Below are 16,957 nucleotides of genomic sequence, written 5' to 3'. Positions count from 1 at the left end.
GCGGCGCATGCCGCGCCGCGCCGGATCGAAGGAGGACCCTCATGTATAAATTTCTTGCGCCCGTCATGGGCATCGTCGAACTGCCCTTTGCCTTCCTGCAGAAGGTTCTCGGCCATCGGCGGATCGCCTGGGTGTTTCTTACACCCAACCTGATCCTGTTCGCGGTCTTCGCCTTTCTGCCGATCGTGCTGAACATGGCCTATTCCGTGACCGGCAGCGAACACATATTGCTTTCTGAGCGCCCTTCGGTGGGCGGCGAGAACTTTTCGGTCCTTCTTTCCTGTCAGAACTACCTCGACCCCAATTCCTGTCAGCGCGACCTGTTCTGGCGCTCGGTCTGGAACACGGTTTTCTTCGTGGTGCTGCAGGTCGGTTTCATGGTCGGCTTCTCGCTGATCACGGCCATCGTGCTTAACCGCGATATCCGGGCGCGCGGGTTCTTCCGCGCCGTCTTCTTCTTCCCCGTGCTGCTGTCGCCCGTCGTTGTGGCTTTGATCTGGAAGTGGATTCTCCAGCGTTTCGGCGTTCTCAATGCGGCGATGGAGAGGCTCGGCCTCGGCTCGGTCGACTGGTTGCTCGAAGCCAACCTTGCCTTCGGCTGGTCGGTCTTCCTCTCAGTCTGGGCGCATATGGGTTTCTACACGCTCATTCTTCTCGCCGGCCTGCAGGCGATCCCGCGTGATGTCTATGAGGCGGCGCAGCTCGACAAGGCAAGTCCGTGGCGCATCTTCCGGCGCATTACGTTGCCGCTGCTTGCACCCACCATGCTCGTCGTTCTCGTCCTGTCGCTCATCAAGGGCGTGCAGACCTTCGATGAAGTCTTCGCCTTCACGGGCGGTGGCCCGGGTTCGGCGACCACCTTCATCATTCAGTTCATCTATCAGACCGGCTTTGCCGGGACGCCCCGCAATTTCGGGCTGGCGGCTGCCGCTTCGCTGCTGCTCGCCGTGGTGCTCGTGGTGCTGACCGCCCTGCAATTCCGGGCAAACAGGAGCAAGGTCGATGGCTAGGATTGGCGCATTTCTGACCCGTACGCGCGGCCGAAACGGCAAACTGCACTGGACCGACTGGCTATCCTACGCCTATCTCGGCGTGGCCGTGCTGATGATGTTTGGTCCCGTCGTCTGGCTCGTGCTTTCCTCGTTCAAGACGGAGGCCGATCTCCAGCGCTTTCCGCCGCGCCTTCTGCCTTACACGCAGGAAACCGTGGTGGTGGACGGGCAGGCAGCGCCGCTGCCGGCCTATGTCGACAAGGATGGCCGCAAGTTCGGCATGGTTCGCCGCATCGGTCTCGTGGCCCAGGTGGTTGATCCTGCAAAGCCGACCGAAGTTCTGAAGATGCCGTTCAACGAGCTGAAGCCGGCTGAAAAGGTGGCGCTGGCCACGGAAAACTACACCGAGCTTTTCCAGCGCTTCAATTTTCCGCTCTATTTCTGGAACTCGACCTTCATCACGGTGACGTCAACTCTCATCATGCTGATCGTCAATTCCATGGCGGCCTTTGCACTCTCGAAATACCAGTTCAAGGGCAGAGGCGTGGTGCTGGCGCTGGTTGTCGGCACGCTGATGATTCCGCAGACCGTCGTGCTGGTGCCGCTGTTTCTCATCACCAGTCAGCTCGGCATGATCAACAGTCTCTGGGGCGTCATCATTCCAGGAGCAGCGACACCCACAGGCGTCTTCCTGCTGCGGCAATATATGCTGACGATCCCGGATGAAATCCTCGATGCCGCCCGCATGGACAAGGCGAGCGAGTGGAAGATCTACTGGCGCATCATCCTGCCGCTTTCGGCGCCGGCGCTTGCGGTGCTGGCGATTCTTGCGATCATGTGGCGCTGGAACGATTTCCTCTGGCCGCTGATCGTGCTGACGCGCAACGACAACTTCACCCTGCAGCTGGCGCTCAACTCCTTCCAGGGGGAGATGACGACGGAATGGAGCAATCTGCTGGCCATGACGGTGCTGACACTCGCACCCATCGCGCTGGTCTTCATGTTCCTGCAAAAATACATCGCCACCGGCATTGCATCGACGGGCGGCAAATAATCCTCAGGGAGGAAACACGACAATGGCAAGTATAGAGCTTCGTCAGGTCAAAAAGACATATGGCGCCCTCGATGTGATCAAGGGTGTCGATCTCGATATCAAGCACGGCGAGTTCTGTGTTTTCGTCGGCCCTTCCGGCTGCGGCAAGTCGACCCTGCTGCGCATGATCTCCGGTCTCGAAGAACTGAGCGGTGGCGATATCGTTATTGGCGGCGATGTGGTCAATACCGTGCCGGCCGCAGATCGTGGCCTTGCCATGGTGTTCCAGTCCTATGCCCTCTATCCGCATATGACGGTGCGCGAAAACCTGTCCTTCGGACTTGAGAACATCGGCACCTCCAAAAAGGACATCGCCGAAAAGATCTCCCAGGTTTCCAAGATGCTGCAGATCGACCAGCTTCTCGAGCGTCGCCCCAAGGACCTGTCGGGCGGCCAGCGCCAGCGCGTCGCCATCGGCCGCGCCGTGGTGCGCGAGCCGCGTGTGTTCCTCTTCGACGAGCCGCTTTCCAACCTCGATGCGGAACTGCGCGTCGACATGCGCGGTGAGATTTCCAGTCTTCACCGGCGTCTCGGCAATACCATGATCTATGTGACGCACGATCAGGTGGAAGCCATGACCATGGCCGACAAGATCGCCGTTCTGCGCGCCGGCAAGCTGGAGCAATTTGGTGTGCCGCTCGATCTTTATAACCGTCCGGCCAATCTCTTCGTGGCGGGCTTCATCGGTTCGCCGAAGATGAACTTCTTTGCCGGCGACGTGACTTCGGATGCAACGCCGTCGCTGAAGATCGTGACCGGCGAATTGATCCCCCTGCCGCAGACCGGTTTTGCCTACAAACCCGGTCAGAAAGTGACGCTCGGCATCCGCCCAAACCATGTGCAGGCGGGTGGCGAAGGCGCACTGACCATGTCGGTGCGCACCGCCGAACAGCTGGGCGGCGAGTCCTATCTTTACGGTACTCTCGGGGATGGCACCCGGGTGACGCTGCATCTTTCCGGCCAGACCTCGACATCGGCGGACGAAGTCATCCGCCTGTCGGCGCCGCTGGAACATATCCATCTTTTCGATACGACGAGCGGGCTGACGCTCCGGCAGGACTGACAGGCTTTTGGCGCAACCCGCAACGCAGGACCATTGACATGACCGATAAAAAACTCCGCTCCGACCGCTGGTTCGCACCCGATGACCTGCGCAGCTTCGGCCACCGCTCTCGCATGATGCAGCTTGGTTATGCGGAGGAGGATTTTGTCGGCAAACCCGTCATCGGTATCCTGAATACATGGTCGGAGCTGAACACCTGTCACTCACATTTCCCTGAAAGGGTGAAGGATGTGAAACGCGGCGTGTTGCAGGCGGGCGGCTTCCCCGTGGAGATGCCGTCGCTTTCGGTGGACGAGAGCTTCACCAAGCCGACATCGATGCTCTACCGCAACATGCTGGCGATGGAGACGGAAGAAATGATCCGCTCGCATCCGCTCGACGGCGTGGTGCTGATGGGCGGTTGCGACAAGACGACGCCTGGCCTCGTCATGGGCGCGATCTCGGCCGGCGTGCCGATGATCTATCTGCCTGCCGGCCCGATGCTGCGCGGTAATTATGCCGGCAAGGTGCTGGGTTCCGGCTCTGACGCCTGGAAATACTGGGATGAGCGCCGTGCCGGCAACGTCACGGACGAGGAATGGCGCGGCGTGCAGGGCGGCATCGCCCGCTCCGCCGGTGTGTGCATGACCATGGGCACCGCCTCGACCATGACCGCCATCACCGATGCCCTTGGCCTCACCCTGCCGGGAGCCTCCTCTATTCCGGCGGTGGATGCCGAACACCAGCGCATGTCGGCAGGTTGCGGCCGACGTATCGTGGAGATGGTGGCCGAGGAGCTGACGCCGGACCGTATCCTGACCGCGACCGCGTTTCGCAACGCCGCCATCGTCGCCATGGCGACCGGTTGCTCCACCAATGCCGTCGTGCATCTGATCGCCATGGCCCGCCGCGCCGGGGTGCCGATGACGCTCGATGAGCTGGACGAACTTGGCCGGATCACGCCGCTCATCGCCAATGTCCGCCCCTCCGGCAAAGACTATCTGATGGAGGACTTCTATTACGCCGGCGGCCTGCGGGCGCTGATGAAGCAGCTGGAAAGCCGTCTCGACTGTTCGGCGCTCACCGTGACCGGCCGCAGCATGGGCGAGAACCTCGAAGGCGCGAAGGTCTATAATGACGACGTCATCCGCTCGCTCGATAATCCCGTTTATGCGGAAGGTTCGCTTGCGGTGCTGCGCGGCAATCTTTGCCCTGATGGCGCCGTCATCAAGCCTGCCGCCTGCGATCCGAAATACCATGTTCACGAAGGCCCGGCGCTGGTCTTCGACAGCTATCCGGAGATGAAGAAGGCCATCGACGACGAGAACCTTGATGTCACGCCGGATCATGTGCTGGTGCTGCGCAATGCCGGCCCGCTCGGCGGTCCCGGTTTTCCGGAATGGGGCATGCTGCCCATCCCGAAGGCGCTGATCAAAAAGGGCCATCGCGACATGGTGCGCATTTCCGATGCCCGCATGTCCGGCACCTCCTATGGCGCCTGCGTGCTGCATGTCGCACCGGAGAGCTTCGTCGGCGGCCCGCTGGCGCTCCTTAAAACCGGCGATATCGTGCGTCTCGATCTGCCGCAGCGCCGGCTTGACATGCTGGTCAGCGAAGAAGAGATCGCTCGCCGCCGTGCCGGGTGGCAGGCGCCCGCGCCGCGTTATGAACGCGGTTATGGCTATCTCTTCTCCAAGCATGTCACGCAGGCCGATCAAGGTTGCGATTTCGACTTCCTGCAGACGGATTTCGGCCGCACCGCCGGCGAGCCCGATATTTTCTAAGGACGCCATCATGTTGAAGCGATTGCTCATCACCGGTGCTGGCGGCAAGCTGGGCAGCATGCTGCGAGGGCGGCTTGGCCATGTCGCCGAGACCATCCGCCTTTCTGATATCGTTGATCTCGGTCCACCCGCGCCTCATGAGGAACTCGTTCGTTGCGCGCTTGAGGACGAGCAGGCGGTTCATGATCTCGTGGGGGGCTGTGACGGCATCATCCATCTTGGCGGTGTTTCCGTCGAGAAGGCTTTCGATCCGATAGAGGCGGCCAATCTGCGCGGGCTCTACAATCTCTATGAAGCGGCGAGGGCACATGGCCTGCCGCGCATTGTTTTTGCTTCCAGCAACCACACGATCGGTTATTATCCGCAGGGCAAGCAGCTTACTCCCGAGACGCCTTTTCTGCCCGACGGCCTCTACGGTGTCTCGAAGATTTTCGGCGAGGCGATGGCGAGCCTTTACCACTCCAAATTCGGCCAGGAGACGGCCATCGTCCGCATCGGCTCCTGCGAAGCAAAACCCACGAACTGGCGAATGTTGTCGACCTGGTTCAGCCATGACGATTTTGTCTCGCTGATCGAGGCCATATACCGCGCACCGAAACTCGGCTGCCCGGTCATCTGGGGCGTTTCCGCCAATGACGACAGCTGGTGGGACAATTCGCACGTGGATTTTCTCGGCTGGCAACGGCGCGACAATGCTGCGCGCTACCGGGCGGAAATCGAGCGCGATGTGCCGCGACCCGATCTCGAGGCGGCAATCGCAAAATATCAGGGCGGCATCTTCATAGACGAGCCCATTCACAAGACATGAAACACATCCATCCGGTCATTGCGAGGAGACTAAAATGAACAGCGAAACGCGGGAAAAACTGATGACGATTTCCGTCGCCACGCTGGCGACAGCGCTTTACAAGCGCGGCCTGCGAAACCAGGTCATACAGGGCGTACATCCGCTCGGCTATAAGGGCACGAACATGGTCGGCCCGGCGTTTACCCTGCGGTACATGCCGGCCCGCGAGGACCGCAACCAGCTCGTCGAATTCCGTAACCCTGCACATCCGCAGCGGGTGGCGATCGAAACCTGCCCTCCGGGTCATGTGATGGTGATCGACAGCCGCAAGGATGCGAGCGCTGCCTCGGCCGGCGATATTCTGGTAACGCGCCTTATGGTGCGCGGCGGTGCCGGCATCGTCAGCGACGGCGGTTTTCGTGATGCCGCCACCATTGCCGAATTGGATATTCCAGCCTATCACACCCGGCCTTCCAGCCCGACCAACCTTACCAAGCATGAAGCCATCGAAATAAACGGACCTATCGGCTGCGGTGACGCCCCGGTCTTTCCCGGCGACATCATCGTCGGCGACGCCGATTGCGTCATCGTCATTCCCGCCGGCATTGCCGACGAGATCGCCACCGAGGCGGTGGAAATGACGGCTTACGAGGACTTCGTGGTGGAGCAGGTGAAGGCCGGCCAGACGATCATCGGGCTTTATCCCTGCACCAAGGAAGAACATCAGACGGCTTTTGCCGAATGGCGCAAGAAGAACAATCGCTGAGCCTCACAGCCAGCCCAGTGCTTTCGCCGCGCGGATCGCTTCCGCGCGGCGTTTGCAATCCAGTTTGCGGAACAGGTTGCCGAGGTGAAACTTCACCGTCACTTCCGAGATATTGAGGGTTTGGGCGATCTTCTTGTTCGACATGCCGCTGGCGAGCAGTTGCAGCATCTGCGCTTCCCGCTGCGAAAGCCCGCCATGCAGGGCGCGCGCCTGCGGTGAATTCACTGAAGCGGCGAAAATCGACAGCGCGGTGCGGACATCGGACGAGGTTTCGATGAAGCTGCGGATGCGGCGATTGTTCAGAAGCGGCGACAGGAAGACGCGCTCCTCCGACAGGACGCCATTGCAGCCAAGACGGGTTGCCGATTCAAGTGCGGTGAGGATATGGGCGCGGGCGGCGGCATTGTCGCGGCGCTGGTGCGCGGCATAGCTCTGCCAGATCCTCAGCGCGACCTTCTCACGATTGGTGACCTTGGGATTGGCGATCATCGCGTCGATCTGCCGGGAGAGATAGGCGCGCGGCGTGAAAAGATGCACCGCATCGCGCAGCCATGCCATGACATAGGCGATTTCGTCCCGGCGTGTCAGCCGGGAAAGATCCTCATGCGCACTTTCCACCCAGTTGCGGCCCATCGGCATGCGGATTGCCGAAAGCGTCGCGGCGGCATCCGCCCAGCGGTTGGCGTTCTGATAGGCGAGGGCCGTCCTGATTTCCATCATCGCATGGAATTGCAGCCCTTCCGAAAGATGGATCCACAAGCCATCGAGAAAACCGGGGCGAACGGTCATCGGAAAATGATCGATCAACACCTGTGAGGCGTAAAACAGGGCAAACTGCATCAGGCTCGGCCAGATCTCGGCAGCGGCGAAGTGATCGAATTCGTGCTCGACAAAATGCAGAAGGTCGCGCGGCTTTCCCGCCTCATAGGCAAGGCAGGCTTCCGCCAGCCGCAACATCCGGAACTCCTGCGCGGCATCATGCGGCACCTGTTCCAGCCGTGCGCGTGCCTCCTGCGCCGCCCGGCGGGCCAGAAGCACATCACCGCTCATCAACCGCAGCACGATCTGGTGAAGATGGATGAAGAACTCGAGCAGGGGCTGCCCGCCCATCTTGCGCAGATAGATGAGCGCGCGGGCCGCTGCCGCCTCCGCCTCGCGGAAATTTCGGCGGCGGATTTCGAATTCCAGCAGCGCATTGTAATAGGCCGCCCATTTGCCGTGGTCGTCCATGGGATAATCGGCCATGAACTCGGCGAGACGCGTTATCACAGCGTCATTGGGGGTCAGGTCCTCGGCAATCATCAGGTTCAGCCGGAAGGTGCGGGCGGCGAAGGAAAACCGCGAACCACGGGCAAGCACCTTCAGCGGATCGAGATAATCCGATCCAAGGCTTTTGCCGAGCAGATGGCGCACGCGTTGCAATTCACCCTGTTTCAGCAACGCGCGGGTGACGGCGAAGAGCACGGTTTCATTCGCCGCGATCATATCTTGCGAAAACCGCATGATGATTTCGCGAAACCGGTCGACGCTGCTCCTGTAGATCAGCTCACGGCCATCGGCGCGCTCGAGGATTTGCGCGGCATGGGTCTCATAACCGCGGTCCAGCAGCATGGCCATGGCGGCCAGCGAACGCCCTGCCTTTTCAAACGCCGATGCGACCTCCACCACGGCGCTGCCGGCCTGCAATGTGGCGAGGCGTTCTTTTGCCGCGACCGTCAAAAGCCTTATCAGCGTGCGGTGATTGTCTGGCTTTCCCGTCAGAAAGGGCGGCAGAAGCCTGGTCCAGTCCGCATCGGGCTCTGCAGAGGGATTTTCGAGCCAGAAGGACAGTTCGACCGTTTGGGCAGGGGAAAGATGCGGCAGATAGCTTTCCCGCAGGTAGTCGGCGCATAGCATTTCATCCGGCAGGCGCGCCAGCGACAGAAAGGCCGGCCATCCCGCATAATCCTCGAGTGCCAGATGCTTCTGTTCGGGCGGAAGGCCGTCCGCCTCATCTGGCCGTAAGGCCAGTTCGTCCGCCCCTATGGTGAGCGAGCCGCGATGCAGGATGTGCCGCGCCATGCCGCTGATCCGCTGGTCTGGCCGGCAGGCGATGACGACGAAACGCACCGACTCCAGAATGGGGGCGGGCATGCGTACCGCCCGTGCAAAGACTGGAACGTCCCAGAGCAGACAGCCATTTGTTACGTCGTCGCCTTGAGGCTGGTGCGTGCGGCATATCTGCGCTCCCAGTTCTTTTGCTAACATCTCCAGCAGCACGCTTTTTCCGGCACCCGCCGGCGCGCGAACAAACACCACGCCAGCGGTTTCACTGGCAATGCGGTGGCAGAGGCGGGGGCGGGGCAGGAGTGTCATCGGGAAAGGGATAGGGTATCCAGATATAAAAACCTATACTCATTCTTCAAAAAACTATACCTTTCGGCAATTGTTCAAACCGACATGTGGTGAAAACTTGTGCTCAGGCAACTGATGCACAAGGAACGTTCCACCGATGCAGCAACATCCGCTGGTCGCGATTTTGAACAGGCTCGGCGCTTTCGTGCTGGTCATGATCGCCCTGTCCATCATGATTTTCGCTTTGGCCCGTGTGGTGCCGGGCGATCCCGCCCGCATGGCGCTGGGGCCTGCGGCAACGCAGGAGCAGGTGGATGCGCTGCGCGGCGAGATGGGTCTCGACAAGCCGCTGGCCGTCCAATATCTCGACTATATCGGCAACGCCCTGCACGGTGATCTCGGTTTCTCGCTGGTGTCGCAGCGTCCCGTTACCACCGATCTGGCGCAGACCGTTCCGGCCACCGTCGAGCTGGTGCTGGTCTCGGTCATCTTCATGTTCGCCGTCGCCATTCCGCTGGGTGTTATCACCGCGCATTATCGCGACCGGCCGCTCGACCATATCGGCCGCATCCTCTCGCTCACCGGGGTAACGATCCCGAGCTTTCTCTTCGCCATCACGCTGCAATTGCTGGCCGCCCGGTTTCTCTCCGGCTGGCCGATCATCGGCAGGCTTGACCACGGGCTTGGCTGGCAGGGTGGCCCGACGGGCTTCATCCTGATCGACGGCACGCTGGCCGGGCGTTTCGATGTGGTGCTGGATGCGCTGAAGCATCTCGCGCTGCCGGCCTTTGCGCTTTCCATGGCCGGCATCGGCCAGATCACCCGCATCACACGCTCCTCGATGATCGAGAACCAGCGCAAGGACCATGTGCTGACGCTCCAGAGCTTCGGCGTGCCGGAGCGGGTCATCATCTTCCGATATCTGCTGAAGCTCTCTTCCATCGCGCCGCTGACGATCATGGGACTCGAATTCGCGTCCCTGATCGGCAATGCCTTTGTGATCGAGATGGTCTTCGCCTGGGGTGGGTTTGCCTCCTACGGGCTGAACGCCATCCTGCAGAAAGACCTCAATGCCGTGACCGCCGTGGTGCTGGTGGCCGGCCTGTTCTTCATCGTTGCGAACCTGATCGTGGATGTCCTGATCTCGATCATCGACCCGCGCCTGCGCCGCAAGGAGGCTCGCTGATGGCTGATATGAAAATGCTCGAACCCACCGATCGCGGTTTAAGCGCCGGTTACATGATGTGGTATCGCTTCAGCCGCAATCCGGCAGCCGTCATCGGCTCGCTGATCCTGCTATCGGTGCTGGTGCTGGCGGTCTTTGCGCCCTGGCTCACGCCCTATCCCAAACATATCGGCGCCGTCGTCGATTTCCGCGCCCGCCACATGCCGCCGGATCTGGAACACTGGTTCGGCACTGACAAGGCGGGGCGCGATATCTTTTCCCGCACCATCTTCGGGCTGCGTGTTTCTCTCCTTCTCGTCATCGGCGTGCTCGGCATTTCGGTTCCCGTCGGTACGGTTCTTGGCCTGATCGCCGGCTATTTCGGCGGTTGGACCGAAAAAATCATCAGCGGCCTGACGAATGTGATGCTGGCCATGCCGCCTCTCGTCATGGCGCTGGCGGTCTCCAACCTCTTGGAACCGACGCTGACGAACGCCATGATCGCGATCACGCTGCTATGGTGGACCTGGCACGCGCGGCTGATCTATTCGGTGTCGAAGTCCATCGCCTCTGAAGACTACATCGAAGCCGCGCGTCTTGCCGGCGCCGGGCCGCTGCACATCCTCTTCCGCGAAATCCTGCCCAATTGCGTCTCGGTCATATCCGTCAAGACGACGCTGGATGCGGCTTTCGTCATCCTCTTCGGTGCGACGCTGAGCTTCCTCGGTTTCGGCGTTAAGCCGCCGACGCCCGACCTGGGATCGATGGTTGCTGACGGGCGCCAGTTCATGCCGGATTTCTGGTGGGAAGTCCTCTGCCCGGGTGCGGCCGTGCTTTACGTGACGCTGGGTTTCAACCTGCTGGGCGACGGCCTGCGCGACATGTTCGACGTGGAAAGCTAAAACCATGACTGAACCGCTTCTCAAGGTCGAAAACCTCAACGTCACCTTCACCAATTACGGCCGCACCCGGCAGGTGCTGCGCAATGTCGCCTTCACGGTTGCTGCCGGTGAGCGTGTGGCGCTGATCGGCGAAACCGGATCTGGCAAGTCCGTCACCGCCAAGGCGATCATCGGCACCCTCCCGAAGAATGCAGCGATCACCTCCGGCGCCATCATCATCGATGGCCGCGATGTGCTCGCCATGCCGCGCAGGGAGCGTGAGGCGCTGAAGGGCACGGCGTTTTCGTTGATCATGCAGGACCCGCTGTCCTCCTTCAATCCGGTCTTCAAGATCGGCACGCATCTCGACGACGTCATGCGCTTTGCCGACAAGCGCGATGGCATCAATTCGTCGAAGGCTGCGCGTCGCACCCGTATCGCAGCGGTGCTGCGCCGGGTGCAACTTGCCGATACCGAACGGGTGATGAATGCCTATCCGTCCGAGCTTTCGGGCGGCATGCGCCAGCGCGTGCTGATCGGGCTTGCCCTGCTGCACCAGCCCAAGCTCCTGATCGCCGATGAACCGGGCACGGCGCTGGATGTTACCACGCAGGATGAAATCCTTAACCTCATCAACCAGCTGGTCGCCGAAGAAAACATGGCGCTGTTGATGATTACCCACAATCTCGGCGTCGTGCGCAAGGTAGCGGACCGGGTCGTGGTCATGCACCACGGCGATATTGTTGAGACCGGTCCCTGCACGCAGATCCTGCATGCTCCTGCCGAGGATTATACGCGTTCGCTGCTGGATGCCGTGCCGCCGCTTTATGGCCCGCGCGTCACCGATCTGGCGCAGAGCGAGCGCTCGCCCATCGTCACCATCGAAGGGCTGAACAAGATTTACGGCAGGCGCAACGGTTATCATGCCGTGCGCGATGTGAACCTGACGCTGAAGGAAGGCGAGGTTTTCGGTCTGGCGGGCGAATCCGGTTCCGGCAAGACGTCGGTTGCCCGCATGATCATGGGCCTTTCGCGTCCCACTTCCGGCAATCTCGTCATCGACGCCCCGGCGCCTGAGCGCGGCAAGCGGCTGACGCAGATCGTCTATCAAAATCCGGGCACCTCGCTCAATCCGAAGCGCACGGTGAAACAGACGCTTGCCCTGCCGCTGAAATCCATCGGCATGGATGGGCAGGCGCGGGAAAGCCGGATGCAGGAACTGATGGGGCTGGTGCGGCTGCCGCAATCCTATCTCGGCAAATATCCGCATGAGCTTTCCGGCGGCCAGAAGCAGCGCGTGGCAATTGCCCGTGCGCTGGCCGCCGAGCCGAAAATCCTGATCCTCGATGAGCCGACGGCAGCGCTCGATGTTTCGGTGCAGAAGACGGTGATCGACCTTCTGTTGCAGCTGCGCGAGGAGCTTGGCCTGACCTATCTGATGATCTCGCACGACCTGTCGCTGATGCGCAATTTCTGCTCGCGCATCGCCGTCATGCTGCGCGGCGAGATTGTCGAGGAGGGCGTGACGTCGGCGGTCTTCGCCGAGCCGGCCCATCCCTATACCCGCGCCCTGATCGCGGCCATCCCCGTCGTCACCGACGAGGAAGAACGTCTCAAACCCACCGTGACCGAGGAAGAGCGCATGCGCTTCCTCGTAAAAACGACTGATTGATGAAAGAGGAGCCTGACGTGTATCGCGTTGGAATTGACGTCGGCGGCACGAATACCGATGCCGTTGTGTTGCAGGATAAAACCGTTCTGGCGGGGGTGAAGGCCTCCACGACAGAGGATGTGACGTCCGGTGTCATCGAAGCCCTTGAAAAGGTCATCGAGGCGTCGGGCATCGACAGGGCGCGCATCGGCGCCGTGATGATCGGCACCACGCATTTCACCAATGCGGTGATCGAGCGCCGGCATATGGATGAGGTGGCCGCCATCCGTCTCGGCTTGCCGTCCGGCGCCGGCCTGCCGCCCATGGTCGACTGGCCGGATGATCTCCGGGAAATCGTCGGCAACCACGGTTATCAGGTGCGCGGTGGATACGAATTCGACGGCCGCGAAATTTCGCCGCTCGATGAGGACGAGATCGTCCGCATCGCCGCCGATATCCGCGCCAAGGGCCTGAAGGCCGCTGCCGTCACCTGTGTTTTCAGCGGCATCAACGATGCGATGGAACTGCGGACGAAGGAAATCCTGCAGGAGCGTTGCCCCGGCCTGCCGGTTGTCATGTCCAAGGATATCGGCCGCCACGGTCTGCTCGCTCGCGAGAGCGCGGCGATCATGAATGCCAGCCTGTTGTCGCTTGCCGACCGCACCGTCGCGGCTTTCGGCGAGGCGCTGAAGGCGGCGGGCATCACCTGCCCGTTCTACATTACCCAGAACGACGGCACGTTGATGGCGGCGGATGTGGTGCGTGGCTTCCCCGTGCTCACCTTCGCTTCCGGCCCGACGAATTCCATGCGCGGTGCGGCTTTCCTTACTGGTCTCAAGGATGCCGTCGTGGTGGATGTCGGCGGCACCACCTCCGATGTCGGCTCGCTGTCGCATGGCTTCCCGCGTCAGGCTTCCACGACGGTGGATATTGGCGGCGTGCGCACCAATTTCCGCATGCCTGACGTCTTCTCCATCGGTCTCGGTGGTGGTTCGCTGGTGGTCAAGGGCGACCATGGGCTGACCGTCGGCCCGAAATCCGTCGGTTACCGCGTTCGCCGCGATGCACTCTGCTTCGGTGGCTCGACCCTGACGGCAACCGATATCGCGGTTGCCTCCGGCAAGGCGGATGTGGGTGAGAAGGCGCTGGTCTCCAGCCTCGACAAAAAGCTCGTGGATGCGGCGGTCGACAAGATCAACGACATGCTCGAGGCCTGCGTGGAGCGCAGCCGCATCTCGTCGTCACCGGTGCCGGTGATTGCCGTTGGCGGCGGTTCCATCCTGATGCCGGATCGTATCGGTGACCTTGAGGTCATCCGGCCCGAGAATTTCGCGGTGGCCAATGCCGTCGGCGCGGCAATCGCGCAGATCAGCGGCGAGACCGACCGGGTCTTCTCGCTGGTGGACGGACGCACGCGCGAGAGTGCACTGGCCGAGGCAGAAGCGGAGGCGCGCGAGAAGGCGATTGCGGCCGGCGCGGTCGCCGAGACGCTGGAAGTGATTGAGCGCGAGGATATGCCGCTTGCCTATCTGCCCGGCAATGCCACCCGCATTCATGTGAAAGTTGTTGGAGAAATGGGAGCCAACCATGGCTGAGACACGCAAGCTGAAATATGACGAAGCGGCATTGCGGACGCTGACGCGGGAAGATCTCGACGCGCTGGAAATCGGTGCGGGCATTCTCGGCACTGGCGGCGGCGGCAATCCCTATCTCGGCAAGCTTCTGGCGTTGGAAGCCATGAAGGCCGGTTACGAGATGAAGATCCTTGCCACCGATGCCATCGAACCGGATGCGCTCTGCATGTCCATCGGCGGCATCGGCGCACCTGTCGTCGGCGTTGAGCGCATTCGCGAAGGCCGCGAGGGCCTGCGTTGCCTGCGGGCGATGGAGGAGCTGATCCGCACCCCGGTCGATGCCATCGTCTGCGAGGAAATCGGCGGTTCCAATTCCATGAATCCGCTGGTGACAGCGGCGCTCGGCGGCCTGCCGATCCTCGATTGCGACGGCATGGGCCGGGCATTCCCGGAAATGCAGATGACCACCTTCTCCATCTATGGCCACAGTTCCACGCCCTCGGTGATGTGCGATCTGCACGGCAATGCCGTCATTTTCAGCCATGCCGTTTCCGAGGTCTGGCACGAGCGCATGGCGCGCGCCTGCGTCGTTTCGCAGGGCGGCGGCGCGATGTTGGCGACCGCGCCGATGCAGGCGCATTACGTGCACCAGTATGGCATTCCGAAAACCTACACCAAGGCGATTGCCATCGGCGAGGCAGTGATCCGTGCCCGCAAGCAGCAGGAAGACCCGATTGCCGCGGTCTGCGCACTGGAAGGCGGAAGGCGCATCTTCAACGGCAAGATCACCGATCTGAAGCGCCACCTGCGCGGCGGTTTTGCTGTCGGTGATCTCACGCTGTCCGGCTTCGATGATTGCGCCGGCCAGACGGCGGGCGTCGCCATTCAGAACGAATTCCTGCTGTTTTCCCGAGATGGCAAGGTGGAAGTGACGGTGCCCGACCTGATCGTCCTTCTCGATGTCGACACGGGTTATCCGATCACCACCGAAGTGTTGCGCTACGGCCAGCGCGTGGCCGTCATCGCCATCCCCTGCCATGACCTGCTGCGCAGCGCCCGCGCGCTTGAGGTCGTCGGGCCGGCGGCATTTGGCTATCCGGATATTCCTTTCTCACCGCTGCCCGTCCCGGTCAGCAAGGCTGCCTAACCATAAGCGGGGCCAATGCTCCGCAATAAAGAGGAGAACGATAATGAAAATGCCTGTACTTGCTTCCCGTCTCGCCGCGCTGGCGCTCGGCACGGCGCTCGCGTTGCCGCTTTTTTCTTCTGCAGTCCTTGCGGAAGACAAGGTGTCAGTTGCGGTCAACACCATGCAGATATTCAGCTCGCTCGACCCCGCGAAGGTGACTGATTACACCGGCTACATGGCCATCGTGAACATGTATGACGGCCTGACCACGGTGAACGCCAAGGGCGAAATCGTGCCGCATCTGGCGAAATCCTGGGATATTTCGGAAGACGGCCTGACCTACACCTTCCACCTGCGCGACGACGCGAAATTTCAGGATGGCACGGCGGTAAAGGCTGCCGATCTTGCCTGGTCGATCCAGCGTCTGCTCGGCATCAACAAGGGCCCGTCGAACCTCATCGTCGGCGTGCTGAAGCCCGAAAACGTCACTGCGCCCGACGATGCCACGCTGGTCATGAAGATCGAGCGCCAGTTCTCGCCCTTCATGGCGGCGACGCCGCTGATGATGGCGATGAACAAGACGCTGATCGAAGCCAATGCCAAGCCCGAAGACAAATGGGGTGAGGCCTATGTCGGCGAACATTCCGCTGGTTCCGGCCCCTACAAGCTCGTCAGCTACAACCGCTCGGCCGATATGGTCATTGCCCGCAATGCCGATTATTTCCTCGGCTGGACCAAGGGCAAGCCGATCGATGAAGTGCGCTTCGTGCAGACCAGCGACGACGCCACCGTAAAGGCGCTGGCGGAAAAGGGCGAACTCGGCCTTTCCTCGCACGGACTTGGCAACGATACCTATGAATCCATCGGCCGGATGAAGGGTTACAAGCTGATCCAGACCCGCACCGCCGGCGGTTTCGTCATCAAGCTCAATACCAAGGTCTATCCGACCGACGACGTGCACGTGCGCCGCGCCATTGCCTATGCGACCGACTACAAGACGATCCAGGAAGTGATCTATCCCGGTTTCGACATGAAGGGACCGCTTTCCGACGCGTTCAAGGATGCGCATAACGGCGATATCCAGCCCGGCGTCTATGATCTGGAAAAGGCCAAGGAAGAGCTGGCGAAGTCGAAATATGCCGGCCAGAAGATCACGCTGGTCAACAGCTATGTCGCTTCGTTGGCCTTCGAGGCCGAAGTGGCGCTGCTTTTGCAATCCAGCCTCGAGCAGATCGGCATCACGCTCGATATCAAGCCCGAGCCGTGGAACCGCATTGTCGAACTGTCCTCCAAGCCGGAAACGACGCCCGCATCGACGCAGGTGAACATCTCGCCGACCTACCCGTCGCCGGATGCGATGTTCTACAACCAGTACCATTCCAAGGCCTCCGGCACCTGGATGTCGATGGAATGGCTGCAGAGCGCGGAAATCGACGGGCTGATCGACAAGGTCCGCGCCACCACCGATGTCAGCGAACAGAACGCCACCTACAAGGAGCTGCAGACGAAGATCGCCGATCTTCAGCCAGACGTCTGGGCGGTTGCACCGAACCGCCGTTATGCGGCGAACAAGTGCCTTCAGGGTTACGAGTTCATTCCCATGCAGAGCTGGGACCTGAACTTCTCCAACTTCCATTGGGACTGCAAGGCGGAGTGATCTCCGCCTGATGAAAACCGGCCCCGCCACAAAGGCGGGGTTGGCCAGACTTGGAACTTCAAAGGGAAGGAGCATCGCCTGCGGCCGGAAAGGCTGCGGCAT

General features: G+C 61.2%; 13 protein-coding genes. 12 read left to right on the top strand and 1 reads right to left on the bottom strand.

The window, feature by feature from the left end:
- The first annotated feature begins 41 nt into the window (after nucleotides 1–41).
- From ACQZ5F_RS14885 to ACQZ5F_RS14860, 6 genes are read left to right on the top strand one after another with little or no spacing between them, the layout of a single operon-like run.
- Nucleotides 42–1,010, top strand: coding sequence for a carbohydrate ABC transporter permease (locus ACQZ5F_RS14885; protein ID WP_448730617.1), 969 nt, complete (start codon nucleotides 42–44; stop codon nucleotides 1,008–1,010).
- The gene (locus ACQZ5F_RS14880) at nucleotides 1,003–2,046 is read left to right on the top strand and encodes a carbohydrate ABC transporter permease (RefSeq protein ID WP_052818962.1); all 1,044 of its coding nucleotides are present in this window, start codon (nucleotides 1,003–1,005) and stop codon (nucleotides 2,044–2,046) included. The genes ACQZ5F_RS14885 and ACQZ5F_RS14880 overlap by 8 nt, the downstream gene beginning before the upstream one ends.
- 22 nt (nucleotides 2,047–2,068) lie before the next feature.
- Complete coding sequence (locus tag ACQZ5F_RS14875; protein ID WP_225338597.1) at nucleotides 2,069–3,148, top strand: ABC transporter ATP-binding protein; 1,080 nt, start codon at nucleotides 2,069–2,071, stop codon at nucleotides 3,146–3,148.
- A 38-nt stretch (nucleotides 3,149–3,186) separates the two neighbouring features.
- Nucleotides 3,187–4,911, top strand: coding sequence for an L-arabinonate dehydratase (gene araD, locus ACQZ5F_RS14870; protein ID WP_225338596.1), 1,725 nt, complete (start codon nucleotides 3,187–3,189; stop codon nucleotides 4,909–4,911).
- 10 nt (nucleotides 4,912–4,921) lie between these two features.
- The gene (locus ACQZ5F_RS14865; protein WP_225338595.1) at nucleotides 4,922–5,719 is read left to right on the top strand and encodes an NAD-dependent epimerase/dehydratase family protein; all 798 of its coding nucleotides are present in this window, start codon (nucleotides 4,922–4,924) and stop codon (nucleotides 5,717–5,719) included.
- A 34-nt stretch (nucleotides 5,720–5,753) separates the two neighbouring features.
- Nucleotides 5,754–6,464 (top strand): ribonuclease activity regulator RraA, encoded by a 711-nt coding sequence (locus ACQZ5F_RS14860; protein WP_052818966.1) that lies wholly within the window; start codon nucleotides 5,754–5,756, stop codon nucleotides 6,462–6,464.
- A 3-nt stretch (nucleotides 6,465–6,467) separates the two neighbouring features.
- On the opposite strand, the gene ACQZ5F_RS14855 is transcribed toward ACQZ5F_RS14860, so the two are convergent.
- On the bottom strand, nucleotides 6,468–8,819 hold the full coding sequence (locus ACQZ5F_RS14855) for a helix-turn-helix transcriptional regulator (RefSeq protein ID WP_448730618.1): 2,352 nt from the start codon (nucleotides 8,817–8,819) through the stop codon (nucleotides 6,468–6,470).
- Between the two features lie 136 nt (nucleotides 8,820–8,955).
- Here ACQZ5F_RS14855 and ACQZ5F_RS14850 point away from each other — a divergent pair, with 136 nt between their 5' ends.
- The 6 genes from ACQZ5F_RS14850 to ACQZ5F_RS14825 are packed head-to-tail and all read left to right on the top strand — an operon-like array spanning nucleotide 8,956 to nucleotide 16,855.
- Nucleotides 8,956–9,984 (top strand): ABC transporter permease, encoded by a 1,029-nt coding sequence (locus ACQZ5F_RS14850; RefSeq protein ID WP_006311992.1) that lies wholly within the window; start codon nucleotides 8,956–8,958, stop codon nucleotides 9,982–9,984.
- Complete coding sequence (locus ACQZ5F_RS14845) at nucleotides 9,984–10,865, top strand: ABC transporter permease (protein WP_046801396.1); 882 nt, start codon at nucleotides 9,984–9,986, stop codon at nucleotides 10,863–10,865. The genes ACQZ5F_RS14850 and ACQZ5F_RS14845 overlap by 1 nt, the downstream gene beginning before the upstream one ends.
- A 4-nt stretch (nucleotides 10,866–10,869) precedes the next feature.
- Nucleotides 10,870–12,516, top strand: coding sequence for a nickel ABC transporter ATP-binding protein NikE (nikE, locus tag ACQZ5F_RS14840; protein WP_225338593.1), 1,647 nt, complete (start codon nucleotides 10,870–10,872; stop codon nucleotides 12,514–12,516).
- A gap of 17 nt (nucleotides 12,517–12,533) precedes the next feature.
- Entirely contained in the window at nucleotides 12,534–14,090 is a 1,557-nt protein-coding gene (locus ACQZ5F_RS14835; RefSeq protein WP_225244282.1) for a hydantoinase/oxoprolinase N-terminal domain-containing protein, read from the top strand.
- Nucleotides 14,083–15,216 (top strand): DUF917 domain-containing protein, encoded by a 1,134-nt coding sequence (locus tag ACQZ5F_RS14830; protein ID WP_004438394.1) that lies wholly within the window; start codon nucleotides 14,083–14,085, stop codon nucleotides 15,214–15,216. The genes ACQZ5F_RS14835 and ACQZ5F_RS14830 overlap by 8 nt, the downstream gene beginning before the upstream one ends.
- Before the next feature lie 43 nt (nucleotides 15,217–15,259).
- Complete coding sequence (locus ACQZ5F_RS14825; protein WP_225338592.1) at nucleotides 15,260–16,855, top strand: ABC transporter substrate-binding protein; 1,596 nt, start codon at nucleotides 15,260–15,262, stop codon at nucleotides 16,853–16,855.
- Nucleotides 16,856–16,957: the final 102 nt, after the last annotated feature.

This window comes from Agrobacterium sp. 22-210-1 (assembly GCF_053522525.1).
Note: the sequence above shows the minus strand (reverse complement) of the source record. Positions and strands in the feature narration are given on the sequence as shown.

Coding starts and splice junctions, on each gene's coding strand:
- ACQZ5F_RS14885 (WP_448730617.1), top strand. CDS start 42: ATGTATAAATTTCTTGCGCCCGTCATGGGCATCGTCGAACTGCCCTTT.
- ACQZ5F_RS14880 (WP_052818962.1), top strand. CDS start 1,003: ATGGCTAGGATTGGCGCATTTCTGACCCGTACGCGCGGCCGAAACGGC.
- ACQZ5F_RS14875 (WP_225338597.1), top strand. CDS start 2,069: ATGGCAAGTATAGAGCTTCGTCAGGTCAAAAAGACATATGGCGCCCTC.
- araD (WP_225338596.1), top strand. CDS start 3,187: ATGACCGATAAAAAACTCCGCTCCGACCGCTGGTTCGCACCCGATGAC.
- ACQZ5F_RS14865 (WP_225338595.1), top strand. CDS start 4,922: ATGTTGAAGCGATTGCTCATCACCGGTGCTGGCGGCAAGCTGGGCAGC.
- ACQZ5F_RS14860 (WP_052818966.1), top strand. CDS start 5,754: ATGAACAGCGAAACGCGGGAAAAACTGATGACGATTTCCGTCGCCACG.
- ACQZ5F_RS14855 (WP_448730618.1), bottom strand. CDS start 8,819: ATGACACTCCTGCCCCGCCCCCGCCTCTGCCACCGCATTGCCAGTGAA.
- ACQZ5F_RS14850 (WP_006311992.1), top strand. CDS start 8,956: ATGCAGCAACATCCGCTGGTCGCGATTTTGAACAGGCTCGGCGCTTTC.
- ACQZ5F_RS14845 (WP_046801396.1), top strand. CDS start 9,984: ATGGCTGATATGAAAATGCTCGAACCCACCGATCGCGGTTTAAGCGCC.
- nikE (WP_225338593.1), top strand. CDS start 10,870: ATGACTGAACCGCTTCTCAAGGTCGAAAACCTCAACGTCACCTTCACC.
- ACQZ5F_RS14830 (WP_004438394.1), top strand. CDS start 14,083: ATGGCTGAGACACGCAAGCTGAAATATGACGAAGCGGCATTGCGGACG.
- ACQZ5F_RS14825 (WP_225338592.1), top strand. CDS start 15,260: ATGAAAATGCCTGTACTTGCTTCCCGTCTCGCCGCGCTGGCGCTCGGC.